Below are 12,956 nucleotides of genomic sequence, written 5' to 3' on the forward strand. Positions count from 1 at the left end.
CCCCCCAATTCCCCCGTCACCCCGGACTCGTTCCGGGGTCCACTCCGTGGCGAGGAGAGCGGCGTATGAGTCGCGACCGTTTTCCCGGGGAGGGGTGGACCCCGGAACGAGTCCGGGGTGACGGCGTGGATGAAACGGGCATCCCCTGCCACCACGCCCGGATCGAACGCCGCGGCGTCGATCCCGTTCTCCACCGCCACGATCCGCCCGGTCGCGCCGCCGGAGCGAAACAACGCCGCTTCCGCCTCGCTGACGAACAGGCTCGCCGAAACTTCCGCGGCCACCCGCCGTTCGAACGCCCCCAGCAGCCGCGCCTCGCGCCGCATCATCCACCGCATCGGTGCCGATCCCGCCTCGGCGAAGCCGGCGAACTTCGCCGAATCCATATCGACGAAGTCCATCACCGCCGGCACGTCGGCGGGCAGATATTGCGCCATCTGTCCCGAGAAACAGTAGACCGCATCGGCCCTTGCCGCCGCAACCGCCCGCCGCATGTCGCCCGACCCGAAGGCGGTCAACGACACCGGCAAGCCGCGCGCCAGCGCCGCCACCGCCGCCACCGCCTGCGGCTTGCGCCGCCGCACGATCGTCACGCTCGCCAGCCCGTCGAGGGCGGCCGGCACGTCGAAATCCGCCTCGCCCTCTCCGAACGCGACCAGATGCACCCGCGCCCGCGCCATCAGATAGCGCAACACGTGATAGCTGCGGATCTTGTCGCCCCGATCGGGCGGGAAGGGCGCGCGATGGGCGAGGAAGAGGAGCTCCATCACCCCAGCCCGCGCGAAATCCACGGCCCCAGCGCATTGGCGACCGGCAACGGCAACCGCTGCCACGTCCGCACCATCAGCGCATATTTCGGGTTGAGCGGATTGACCTCGCGGCTCCCCCCCTCGCTGCGCTTGGCATAGAGCCGCGGCACGCCGGCGAAGCCCCAATTCTTCTTGAACGCCGCCGCCCCCGTCCCGGTCTTCGATCGCCCGAAGTCGAACCGCGTACAGCAACGCGCCCGCGCATGGCCCATCAGCGCGAAATACATCCGGTCGTTGGCGCGCAGGCCCCGCGCCGCCGCGGTGCCGCCACCCCAATAGGGAAACACCGTTCCCTGGAAATACAGGCTGAGCACGCTCGCCACCGCCCGCCCCTCATGGCACACGGTCAGCACGTCGGCGTCCATCGCCTCGGCGACGCAGCGGAAAAGCTTTGCCGGAAACACCGGCGTGCCGAGATTGCGCACCGATTCGGCATAGACGCGATAGTGATCGCCGAGCAGCGCCGCCCCTCCCGTCTCCACCGTCAGATCGAAGCCGAGCGCCCGCCGCACCTCGGCACGCTGCTTACGCGGCACGGCGAGCAGCTCGGCATCGTCGTCCGCCGCCAGATCGCGCACGAAGCCGAGGTAGGACGTGTCGTCCGTCTCCCATCCCGCCGGCGCCGGTCCGCCACGCAACTCGACGCCCGGACAGCCGATCCGCCGCGCCAGCGCCCAGGCCGCCTCACCCAGCGCATCGACGCCCTCGCCGAGCACCCCGCCATCCACTCCGAAGCCGGTCGACACCAGTGCCTTGCCGAACAGCGGCGAGCGCATCGCGGTCAGCGGCAGCGCGCCGACGATCGCCCCGCCCCGCTCGGCGACGAGATAGCGCGCGCGCTGGCCGCAGCCGCGCTCAGCCGCCCGGCTCCATGCGGTAAGGTGGAACGGTGTCGCCCCGGCGGTACGTGCAACGAAGCCGTCGATCGCCGCGCTGTCGTTCATATCGCGCAGATCGGCCTCGCGCACGCCGATCACGGTCACGACAGCAGCGCCGCCTCGCGCGCCACGACCGCATCGACCCGACCCCAATCGTGCCGCGCGATCAGCCCGCGCAGCTTGCCCGCCATCGCCCCCAGTCGCGAATAATGCCGCACCTTCGATCGCAGCGGCGCCTGCCGCACCCGCGGCTGGTCGGCATCGACCTCCCAGGGGTGGAAATAGAAGATGCCGGCATGGCCTTCGCGATTGACCTGCCGCACCGCGAAATCGGTCAGCGCCGACGGCAGCAGCCGGAAGAACCCGCCCCCCGTTGCCAGATGCCGCCCGCCGAGCCGCGCCACCGTCACCGGCAATTCGACGAACGGCGAATCCTTGAGCGGCCGGAACGCATAACGCGGCGCATCGCGCCAGCCATAATGGTCGTGCGCCACCGGTGCGACGCTCGACGAATAGGCATAGCCCGCCTCGGCGAGCTCATTGAACGCCCACAGATTGCGCGTGTCGATCGAGAAGCTCGGCGCGCGATAGCCCGTCACCGCCTGCCCGCCGGCATCCTCCAGCGCGGCTCGCGCCCGCGCGAGATCGGCGCGGAACGCCGCCGCATCCATCGTGAACACGCGCTGGTGGTCCCAGCCGTGGCTGGCGATCTCATGGCCCGCCTCGGCGATCCGCCGGATCAGCCGCGGCTGCCGCGCCGCCACCCAGCCGAGCGTGAAGAAGGTCGCCTTGACCCCGCTCTCCGCGAACAGGTCGAGCACCGCGCCGGTGTTCGCCTCGACGCGGCTGGCGATCGTCGCCCAGTCGCTCTTGTCGATGACCCGCTCGAACGCGCCGACCTGAAACCATTCCTCGACGTCGACCGACAGGCCGTTGCGCACCGCGCTACGCGGCATGGTCCCACGCCGCCGGAGGACGGATCGGGACGTGATCGTCGCGGATGTCGGATGCGCCAGCGGCCATCGCCGCGGAGGCTGCCGCCGCCTCGTGACGATCGGCCTCGACCCAGTCGACCAGCAGCGTCAGCACGCGCCGGAGCGCGCCCTCCTGCTGGTTGATCCGCGCCTCCAATGCCGCGATCCGCGCCTCCGCGGCGGCAGACAGTCCCTCGGCCACGGCGGCACGATCCGGCACCGGCTCCGCGACCGGCTCCGAAGGCGCGGCGCGCGGCACGAAGCGCCGCACCGAGCTTTCCTGCTCGACCGGCGCCGGTGGCGCCGCAGCGGCCGCCGACGGTTCGCTCGCCGGCATCGGCAGATCGCCGTGGAGGTCGCCGAGCACCTGCCGCACGACCGCACCATCGATGATCTCCGCCCCCTCGACCGCGGCGTGCAGCATCACCCGTCCCGCGAGCTGGTTGAGCCGCCGCGGCACGCCGCCCGACCCCTCGTACAGCGCGGCGAAGGCATCCGCGGCGAAATCCGGCCGCCCCTGCCAGCCGACCACCGACAGCCGGTGTGCGACGTAATCGGCAACCTCATGCGCCTCCATCGGGTCGAGATGGTGGATGGCGATCACCCGCTGGCGCAATTGCTCCAGCCGCTCCGAACCGTGCAGCCGCTCGCGGAATTCCGGCTGGCCGAGCAGCAGGATCTGCAGCAGCGCATGCCCGCCCGCCTGGAAGTTGGACAGCATGCGCAGCTCTTCGAGCGAATCGATCGGCAACGCCTGCGCCTCGTCAACGATCAGCAGCGTCCGCCGTCCCGAGCGCGCAACCGCATGCAGTCCGCGCTCGATCGCGGTGAGCAATTGCGCCTTGGCGAGGCCCTGCGGGTCGACGCCCAGCCCGGTCGCGACGATGCGCAGCAGGTCGTCGGCGGGGATCGCGGTCGACACGATGGTGATGACGTTGAGCGCCTCGGGATCGATCTGCGCGGTGAGATGGCCGACGAGCGTCGTCTTGCCCGCGCCGATGTCGCCGGTGACGACGACGAAGCCTTCGCCCTGCGCCAGGCCGTAACCGAGATAGGCCATCGCCTTGCGATGCGTCGCCGTCTCGTACCAGAAGCGCGCGTCGGGCGTCAGCTGGAACGGCCGCCCCGATAATCCGAAATGCGCGTCGTACATAAGCCGATGCCCTTAGAACGAGTAGCGCGCGGCAAGCAGTGCCTGCGCCGACCAAGCGGTATCCACGTCACCGGTATCGAACGCGTAAACGCCCGCGCTCGCCGTGGTGGTGATCCGCCCGAAACTGTGACCATAACTCGCCGTACCGCCATAGGACCAGAGCCCGGCGCTGCGTGCGATCCCCGATTCGTAGTAATTGACGAACAGATTGGCGTCGAACGTCGACAGCGCGGTCAGCGTGCGGTTGAAGAACAGCTGCGCATAGGCGCTCTGGTCCTCGATCCCGTACAGCGTCACGCCCGGCACGTCGTCGCGGTTGAACAGCTTGCGGTTGGCATAGCCGACGCCGCCGCCATAGGTCGACCGCCCGCGCGTGATCGACAGCACCACGTCGACGCCGCGTGCCCGATAGCTCGCGGTCGAGATCGACTGGAACACGTCGTTCAGGCAACCGCCCGGCGTCGATCCGCTGGTCGAGAAGATGCAGCCGTTATATTGCTGGGTGAAGGCGTCGCGCGCCGACAGGAAGCTGGTCGGCAGATTGGCGAGCCCGGTGCGCAACTGCCGGCCGAAGGTGGTGACGCTGTCGTAGACGTCGGCGGCGAAGCCGATATGCTCCGACGCCTGATAGGTCAGCAGCCCGGTATAGCTCAGCGAGCCGTAACGCTTGCCGACATGCGCCTCCGCCGACAGCCGCCGGTTGGGCCGCCACACCACGCCGGCATCGTAATAGACGCCGTCGGTACGATAGGCGATCTGGCGCGGTGCCGCCGGATCGGTGACGAACCGTCCGTCGCGATCGACCACCGGCGCCCCCGCCGCATCGGTCAGCGCCGCGCGGTTGCTCGTCTCGACCCGCTCGTACCCGACCCCGCCGGTCAGCGCGACATAGGGCGAGACCGGCAGCAGCGCGTCGCCGCGTACCCGCCAGCTCTGGTAGCGGCCGTCGAGCTGCCCGGCATCCTCGCGCTCCCAGCCGCCGCTCGCGGTCAGACCGACCGGCAGCACCTGCCCCGGCCGCACGCTGGCGCTGACCCCCGCAGCCTGGCCGAACGAATCGTCGTAATAATCGAGCCGCGGCTGTCCCGCCGGCACCGCGGTGAAGCTCGGGCTCTCGACCTTGGTATAGCCCGCCTGATAGCTTGCCGCGATCGCCACCGGCCCGGCCTGCGTCGCATAGCTCGGACCGCCGTAGACCGCATAGACCTGGCTGATGTTGTCGACATTGCCGACCAGCACGCCCGGCGCCGCGCCGCGGATGTCGGAGCGGCTGCGCGTCGCGATGCCGCCCGCCTCCAGCGTCAGCCCGCGCGCGACCTGCGCCGACACCCGGGCGAGCCCGGTATGGATGTCGTCGTCGCCGATCCGATCGTCCCAGGCGATCCGCCGTTCGTAGCGATAGGACAATTGTCCGGTGAGCCGCGCGCTGCTCGCCGCGACGTCGATCCCCGCGGCGATCGTCGAATAGGTCAGCACGTCGCCGGAATTGAGATCGGCGTCGAGCACCTGACCCAGCTCAATATAGGGCACGGCATTCAGCCGCCGGCTCTGCGCCTCGGCCTGACCGGCGACCGCCAGCGCGGCCAGCGCCACCCCTACCGACAGCATCCGGATCACTTGCCGGGCTCCTGCCCGTAATAGGTGCCGTAGCGATGGCCGCCGGGGACGAAGGACACGGCATTGAGAACCAGCGCGATCTCGTCGCAGCCGTCGAGTCGCTGCACCGCCTCGCGTAGCTCGTTCTCCGGCGTGCGGTCGGCACGCACCACCAGCACCACCTGCCCGACCAGCATCGCCAGCACCGCGGCCGGCGACGCCGCCAGCGCCGGCGGCGAATCGAAGATCACGATGCGCCGCGGATTGGCTTCGAGCAGCCGCGCGAGCACCTCGCGCGTCCGCGCCGAGGCGAGCAGCTCGGTGTCGGTCGCGGTCTTGGTCCCCGCCGGCAGGATCGCCAGCCCGCCGACATCGGTGCGGATCACCAGGCTCTCGACGTCGATCCGGCTGTCGGCGAGCGCGTCGAGCAGCCCCGGCTGTTCGGCGAGGCCGAGCCGGGCGAGCACGTCGGGCTTGGCGAAATCGGCATCGACCAGCAGCACCTCGGTGTCGCGCTCCGCCGCCATCGACAGCGCCAGATTGACCGCACAGAAGGTCTTGCCGTCCCCCGGCCGCGCCGAACAGACGAGCGCAGTACGCGCCCGGTCGCGCGCCGCGGGATCGTCGCGCCCGGCCCGCGCGACGCGTTCGCGGGTGATGAGCAACTGCCGCTTGATGAGCCGGAATTCCTCGGCGAGCGGGCCGACCGGCGCGCCCGGGACGATCATCCCCGCCTCGGCGAGCATGCCGCGGTCAATCCCGGCGATATCGGTCAGCTCGGGCGTCTCGTAGAAGGCGTCGGGCAGCTCGTGGCCGACCGGCGCGCGCAATTCGGCCGGGATCGCCAGGAAGGTCGGGTCTGCGCCGGGATCGGCGGCGGTCCAGGCATCGACCGGCGGCGGTGGCGGCGGCGGTGCGGCGACCGCCTCCAGCACCGGCAGGTCGAGCGCCGGCGCCCGGCGACGCAGGTGCGTGCCGAAATCATAGACGCGCGCGGCGCGCTCGAGCAGCGATTCGCCACGATCCGGCGTCGGCGTCATCTCGTCGTCCCGTCGCAACCCGTTCATGCCGCCATCCCCCGTTGCAGCACTTCGACGCCGAGCAGCAGCACATAGGCCGCGACCAGTCCGGCGGTGCCGCCGAGGAACAGCTTGAGCCGTTTGGTCCGTTGGTCCGCCTGCATCCGCGTCACCACCTCGCCGATCGAGCCGATCACCGGCATGCCGGTCGCTTTCTCCAGCCGCGGCCCGGTCGCAAAGGTCGCGCGCAACTGGCCGAGCGCGAATGCCGCACCGATCCCCGCGGCGAGCCCGGCGATCAACACGCCGGTCAGCAGCAACATCCGGTTGGGCGCGGTCGGCGCGCGCGGCATCGTCGGCGGGTCGATCACCGAGAATTTGACGTTGTCGGTCTGCGTCTGCGCCTGGCCGCGCAACGCGATCTGCTGGCGCTGGGTCAGCAACTGATCGTATTGATCCTTGAGCACCTGATAGTCGCGGTCGATCTGGCCCTGCTCCGCCGCCACTTCGGGATCGCCCGACAATTTGGCGTTGAGCTGGTCGAGGTCGCCCTGCAATTGCGCCTTGCGCATCTTGAGCGCCGCCACCGCCGACTGCTTGTCCGCCATCATCGACTGCAGCGAGAGGTACAAGGGATTGGGCGTACCGCCGCCACCCGCGCCGACCGGCTCGCCGCGCGCCGCCGCCTGCGCGGCGGCGAGCTGCCGCTTGAGCGCCACCACATCGGGATGCTGGTCGGTATAGCCGCGCGCCCGCGCATCGGCGAGCTGGCCCTGGATCGCGTTGAGCGCCGCCCGCGCCGGCCCGGCGGCGACGCCGCCCGCACCGGGGATCGACGCCGGCGTCCCCGCCATCTGCCCCTGCACCGCCGCGAGGCTCGACTGCGCCGCGGCGAGATCGCCGTCGACCTGCGCCATCTGGCTGCGCGACGCACCAATGCGGTCGCCGACCGATCCGGTGCCCGGCAGGGAGCCGAGGTAGCGCGTCTGGAAGTCGGCGCGCTTGGCGTCCGCGTCGGCGAGCTGCTTCTGCAACTGGTCGAGCTGCTTGTTGAGGAAATCGAGGCTCTGCGTCGTCTGGCTGCGGTCGCGGCCGAGGTTCTGCTCGACGAAGATGTCGATCAATTTCTGCGTGATCGCCCGCGCCAGCTTGGGGCTGGCGGCGGTCGTCGTGATCTGGAACAGATTGTCCTGCTGGCTCTCGACCTTGATCGCGCTGGCGAGGCCGGCGACGCGATCGGCGACGTCGCGATCGCTCGACACCGTCTGCGCCAGATCGGTGCCGCGCACCACCTTCTCGAGGTTGACCGCGCTGATCAGCGTCTGGCGGATCGTGTCGACGTCCTTCTGCTGCGTCTGCGCCGGCGCGTCCATCGACGCGGGCAGGATCGACTGCATCTGCACGAAGACGCGCGCGCGCGATTCGTAGCGGCTCGGCATCTGGCTGACCACGAACCAGCCGGCGACGCACACCCCCCACGCCACCGCGAGCGCGAGCCAGCGCCGCGTCCAGATCGCATGCAGCGCCAGCCGCACCTCGTCGTAGAGGCCGTTCATCGCGCGCCGATCCCGCCGGGCCGGTTCAGGACACCCACGCCCACGCTCAGAACATCGATTCGGGGATGATGATCACGTCGCCCGGTTGCAGGCTGACGTTGGCGCTCGAATCGCCCTTCTTGAGCAGATCGGCGATCTGCAGCTTATATTCCTGCTGCTCCCCGGTCTTGCGATCGTGGCGCACCAGTTTCGCCTTGTTGCCCGCGGCATATTGGTTGAGCCCGCCCACCGCGATCATCGCGTCGAGCAATGTCATATTGGCGCGATACGGGATGGACGCGGGCTTCTCGGTCGCGCCGATCACCCGCACCTGCTGGCTGTAGGTGCCCGAGAAATTCTCGACGATCACCGAGACGATCGGGTCCTTCACATATTGGCCCAGCGCCTGCTTCATGTCGGCGGCGAGCACCGACGGCGTCTTGCCGACCGCGGGCATGTCGTTGATCAGCGGCGTGGTGATGCGGCCGTCGGGGCGCACCTGCACCTTCGCCGACAATTCCGGATTGCGCCACACGAAGACGTTGAGCTGGTCGAGCGGGCCGATGACATATTCCTCGCCCGGCTGCTCCTTGCTCGCGACATAGGTCGCCGGCGGCAGCACGGGTCCGCTGGCGCTGCTCGCACAGCCGCCGAGCACCGACGCCACGGCACCGACGGCGAGCAGGGCACGGACGGGAACACCGGAACGCATAATCTTCTCCTGACCCCCAGACGCAGGACCGCATTACGATGCGGGGCGCGTGCGGCACGTCATGGGGCGGGAGAGGTGAAGATAGCGTTAGGAACGCTAGGTCAACGATTTCGCCGACATGCCGACGCCCTCCCCAAGGCCGCCGGCCTTCGTTATCATGAAGCGATGATCCGTGCTCTTCTTTTGCTGACCGCGTCGTTCACCTTCGCCGATCCCGTTTCGGCACAGTCGCTGCCGCCGCTGACCGATCTCCAGATCACCGCGGTCAGTTCCGCCACCCAGTCGGAACGGATCGTCCCCGGCCAGCAGCAGACCGTCCGCCGCCACAGCGGCCCGGTCAGCGTGGTCGTGACGGAGAGGGGCATCGGCCGCGCCCGCCTGCTCCGCATCGACGGCGTCGTCGCGGCGGCGGAAGCGACCCAGCGCCCGCTCTGCGGCGCCGCGGTGACCGCCGGCGCCTGCCACCCCGGCGACCCCGCCACCGGTATCGAAATCACCTATCATCTGGGTCCGCTGCCGTCCGGTACCGTGCTGACGGTTCAGGACACCGCCGCGACGCTTCCGCCGCGGACGCTGACGGCGACGATCGAGCTGCGTTAAACGGTCGGGCGTCGGGAGTATGTCGCCGGCCGGATGAGCGAATGCCTCCCCCGCCGCGGGAGGAGGCACCCACATCAAAAGTGATAACCCGCGGTCAATTGCAGGATCGGATAGACCTTATATTTGGCCACATCCTCTTCCAGGCTCCGCCGCTCGGCTTCCAGATCGGCGGGATCGACGCCGTTGTTGCTCGCGGTCAGCGATTTCACCCGTAACGCCCCCTCGAACATCGCACCGGCCTCGATGCCGAGCTTGAGCCCCTTCGTCAGATGTCCCGAATAGCCGAGTGACAGCGTCGGCGCGATCGGCTTGAAATCGGCGTGCGCATGCAGCGTCCCGACCTCCGTCGGCGTATAATCCTCGTCGCCGATCTCGGTGAGCGTCGTCGGCGTTGCATAGGCATGCGCGTGATTCTTGTTGAGACGCGCGCCCGCCGACACGAAGAAACCGCTGCCGCCGACGTGATAGTCGACCATCAGTCCGACCGAGCGGAACCGCGCCTCGCCGCTATACCCGATTTCATCCGAGTCGAAGTCGTGCGACAGGTTGAAGAACGTGACATTGCTACGCACCGCAAAGGAGTTGCCGAGCGCGACGCCTGCTTCCGGACCGATGCCGAGCGTGCCGGCGGTGATGCCGACAGAGCCCTTTGCGGGCTCGCCACTTGCGAATGCGGGTGACGCGGCGGCCACAGCAGCCGACACTAGAACGACCGACGTCAGCCGGACGATGGAACGATACATTTTCCCCCCTCGGGATTGGGGCGCAGTCGCGGAAGTCTGCGCCACACTAAAGGAACGAAGGCCGCGAAGCTCGTGAGCCGCCGGCCCCACGGACTGCTGCGTTTGCAGAAGACCAGTCAGGGCATCGCGGCTGCGCAGCCCGCGCGAACATGACGAAGCACGGCCGCTATCCGGCAACCCGCGATGGTGTGCCGATATGACCCGAAGCGCTCGGTGCTGCTGCATCGGTCTATTATAGCGGCGCCCGCGAGCGTACCGCTCCGGCGCCAGCAAAATGCCGAAGCAGCGCTTCGACCTCCGGCCATCTAGCGCTCGCACGCCGATGGCCGTTGCTCTGCATCGGCCATCGTTCCCGAATCTTAGGAGCGAGTAAGTTAAGCAGGCCGGCAACGCCCTCATCAGACCTGCGTCATGCGAAACCTAGCCCGCGACGATCTCCACCGCCGGCGGATGACCGAGGAACCCCGCCGGGCTCGCCGACGCACCATAAGCGCCGGCGAGGAACACCGCGATCACGTCCCCCGGTTCGGCATGCGGCAGGCCGACACGATCCCCGAGCCGGTCGAGCGGCGTGCAGAGCGGCCCGACCACCGAAACCTCTTCCGCCGCCGCGCCGCCGATCTCCGACGCCAGCGCCAGCGGATAATTGCGCCGCACCACCGTGCCGAAATTGCCGCTCGCCGCGAGCTGATGGTTGAGACCGCCGTCGGTGACGAGGAAGGTCTCGCTTTGGCTCTCCTTGCGGTCGACGATCCGCGTCAGATAGACACCCGCCTCGGCGACCAGCCACCGCCCCAGTTCGATCGCGAATTGCGCGCTGCGTAGCACCTCGGCGCGCCGGTCGAGCGCCTCTGCCAAAGCCGCCCCGACCCGCTCGACGTCGAGCGGCACGTCGCCCGCGAAATAGGGGACGCCGAACCCGCCGCCGAGATTGACCAGAGGCGGCGCCGCCCCCGCCTCCTCGCCCAGCCGCGCAGCGAGCGCCAGCGTCGCCGCCTGCGTCTCGATGATCGCGCCCGCGTCGAGCGCCTGGCTGCCCGCGTAGATATGGAAGCCGCGCCAGTCCGCGCCGGCGGCGACGATCCGCCGCACCAGCGCCGCGGCGCGCGCCGCATCGACGCCGAACGGCGACGGCCGCCCGCCCATCTTCATCCCCGATCCGCGCAGCTCGATATCCGGATTGACCCGCACCGCGAGCCGCGGCGCCACGCCCAACTCGTCACCGAGGCGCAGCGCGCGTTCCGCCTCGCCCTCGGACTCGACGTTCAGCGTCGCACCGCTGCGGATCGCGCCGATCAGCTCGGCATCGCGCTTGCCCGGCCCGGCGAAACTGATCGCCGCGGCGGGCTTGACCGCCAGCGCCGTCTCCAGCTCGCCGCCCGACGCGACGTCGAGCCCGTCGACCAGCGGCGCGACGCGATCGAGCAATGCCGGCAACGGATTGGCCTTGATCGCATAATGCAGGTCGATCCCGCGAAACGCCGCACGGAACCGCTCCACCCGCGCCGTCACGATCCCGACGTCGTAGATGAACACCGGCGTCTCCACCGCCCAGTCGGCGGCCGACGTCCCGGCGATCGTCAGCATGCCGGATTGCGCGGCGAACTCCGCCGGCAGGGGTCCCATCGGCTTCATGCCGTCACCTCGTTGCGGATCGCAGCGCGATCCAGTTTGCCATTGGCGTTGCGCGGCAATTCGTCCCGCCACACGTAACGCGCCGGCTGCATGAAGCTCGGCAGCAACGCGCGCAACCGCATCCGCAACGCCTCCTCCTGCGCGGCATCGCCGGCGAGCATCACGACGATCCCCTGCCCCAGCCGCGCGTCCGGCACGCCGATCGCCACCGCCTCGCGCGCCTCGCCGCCGGCGAGCACCGCCTCCTCGATCTCGAGCGGGCTGATGCGATTGCCCGCGCTCTTGATCATCTCGTCGTCACGCCCGACGAAGCGGAACAGCCCGTCCGCCCCCTCGATCACGGTATCCCCCGACCAGACCGCCAGCCCGCCGCTCGCCGACCAGTCCGGCGCCGGCCGGAAACGCTGCGCGCTCCGCTCGGGATCACGCCAATAGCCCTGCGCGACCAGCGGCCCGGCATGGACCAGCTCGCCCGGCTCGCCGATCGCGCGCGCGCCATCCGCGCCCACCGCCATCACCTCGGCGAACGGGATCGCCCGCCCCATCGCATCGGGATGCGCGTCGATCAGCGCCGGATCGAGCCACGTCGAGCGGAACGCCTCGGTCAGCCCGTACATCGCCACCAGCTCCGCCCGCGGGAATCGCGACCGCAGCCCCCCCACCAACCGCTCGGTCAGCGCCCCGCCCGAATTGGTCAACCGCCGCAACCGCGCCGCGGTCGCCGCCGGCCAGTCGACGTCGAGCAGCTGCACCCAGAGCGGCGGCACCCCGGCCAGCGTCGTCGCCCCGACCCGCTCGACCGCCTTCACCACGTCGCGCGCAGTCAGATAGTCGAGCGGCGCCACCGCCGCCCCCGCATACCAGCTCGAGAACAACTGGTTCTGCCCGTAATCGAACGACAGCGGCAGCACGCCGAGCACACGATCGTCCGCCGCGATGCGCAGATAATGCGCGACCGACACCGCGCCGAGCCACAGATTGGCATGGCTGAGCATCACCCCCTTCGGCCGCCCGGTCGATCCCGAGGTATAGAGGATCGCCGCCAGTGCCTGCGGGTCCGCCGCCGACCGCCCCGGCCCGTCGCGGTCCAGCGGCACATCCTCGACCACCCGGCATCCCGCCGGCACGTCGCCCGCCGCCAGCGTCGCTGCCCGCGCCGCCTGCGTCACCAGCAGCGCCGCGCCGCTGTCGGCGAGGATATGCGCGACCTGCGCCCGCCGCAGCGCCGGATTGACCGGCACGTGCACCAGCCCCGCCCGCGCCGCCGCCAGCGGCATGACGCAGGCGAGCGCCGTCTTGGGC

At 69.9% G+C, this 12,956-nt stretch carries 12 protein-coding genes; 1 reads left to right on the plus strand and 11 read right to left on the minus strand.

The window, feature by feature from the left end:
• The 8 genes from FFS23_RS18785 to FFS23_RS18820 form a co-directional block, all read right to left on the minus strand.
• Positions 1-767 (minus strand): glycosyltransferase (locus FFS23_RS18785; RefSeq protein WP_283214465.1); only part of this gene is annotated, 767 nt, incomplete at its 3' end.
• Positions 767-1,753, minus strand: coding sequence for a FemAB family XrtA/PEP-CTERM system-associated protein (locus FFS23_RS18790; protein ID WP_137899805.1), 987 nt, complete (start codon positions 1,751-1,753; stop codon positions 767-769). The genes FFS23_RS18785 and FFS23_RS18790, both read right to left, overlap by 1 nt.
• 35 nt (positions 1,754-1,788) lie before the next feature.
• The gene (locus tag FFS23_RS18795) at positions 1,789-2,643 is read right to left on the minus strand and encodes an XrtA system polysaccharide deacetylase (protein ID WP_137899797.1); all 855 of its coding nucleotides are present in this window, start codon (positions 2,641-2,643) and stop codon (positions 1,789-1,791) included.
• The gene (locus tag FFS23_RS18800) at positions 2,633-3,814 is read right to left on the minus strand and encodes an ExeA family protein (protein WP_137899798.1); all 1,182 of its coding nucleotides are present in this window, start codon (positions 3,812-3,814) and stop codon (positions 2,633-2,635) included. The genes FFS23_RS18795 and FFS23_RS18800 overlap by 11 nt, the downstream gene beginning before the upstream one ends.
• Positions 3,815-3,826: 12 nt before the next feature.
• Positions 3,827-5,422, minus strand: a complete 1,596-nt coding sequence (locus tag FFS23_RS18805) for a hypothetical protein (RefSeq protein WP_249340759.1) — start codon at positions 5,420-5,422, stop codon at positions 3,827-3,829.
• Positions 5,423-5,427: 5 nt separating this feature from the next.
• Positions 5,428-6,450, minus strand: a complete 1,023-nt coding sequence (locus FFS23_RS18810) for an AAA family ATPase (protein WP_038666386.1) — start codon at positions 6,448-6,450, stop codon at positions 5,428-5,430.
• A 23-nt stretch (positions 6,451-6,473) separates the two neighbouring features.
• Complete coding sequence (locus FFS23_RS18815; protein ID WP_137899799.1) at positions 6,474-7,985, minus strand: XrtA system polysaccharide chain length determinant; 1,512 nt, start codon at positions 7,983-7,985, stop codon at positions 6,474-6,476.
• Positions 7,986-8,031: 46 nt separating this feature from the next.
• Positions 8,032-8,676 carry an XrtA/PEP-CTERM system exopolysaccharide export protein gene (locus FFS23_RS18820; protein ID WP_137899800.1) on the minus strand — a complete coding sequence of 215 codons (645 nt, stop codon included), beginning with the start codon at positions 8,674-8,676 and terminating at the stop codon, positions 8,032-8,034.
• Positions 8,677-8,841: 165 nt separating this feature from the next.
• On the opposite strand from FFS23_RS18820, the gene FFS23_RS18825 reads away from it, so the two are divergent.
• A complete protein-coding gene (locus tag FFS23_RS18825) occupies positions 8,842-9,276 on the plus strand; it encodes a DUF4879 domain-containing protein (protein ID WP_137899801.1) in 435 nt (144 codons plus the stop codon).
• A 74-nt stretch (positions 9,277-9,350) separates the two neighbouring features.
• Here the strand turns inward: FFS23_RS18825 and FFS23_RS18830 are convergent, their stop codons facing one another.
• The 3 genes from FFS23_RS18830 to FFS23_RS18840 form a co-directional block, all read right to left on the minus strand.
• Entirely contained in the window at positions 9,351-10,244 is an 894-nt protein-coding gene (locus FFS23_RS18830; protein ID WP_137899802.1) for a hypothetical protein, read from the minus strand.
• A 195-nt stretch (positions 10,245-10,439) separates the two neighbouring features.
• On the minus strand, positions 10,440-11,654 hold the full coding sequence (locus FFS23_RS18835) for a pyridoxal-dependent decarboxylase, exosortase A system-associated (RefSeq protein ID WP_137899803.1): 1,215 nt from the start codon (positions 11,652-11,654) through the stop codon (positions 10,440-10,442).
• A partial coding sequence (locus FFS23_RS18840) for an AMP-binding protein (protein WP_137899804.1) occupies positions 11,651-12,956 on the minus strand: 1,306 nt, incomplete at its 5' end. The genes FFS23_RS18835 and FFS23_RS18840, both read right to left, overlap by 4 nt.

The sequence above is a fragment of the Sphingomonas sp. 2SG genome (assembly GCF_005503285.1).
In the GTDB taxonomy this organism is placed as follows: domain Bacteria; phylum Pseudomonadota; class Alphaproteobacteria; order Sphingomonadales; family Sphingomonadaceae; genus Sphingomonas; species Sphingomonas taxi.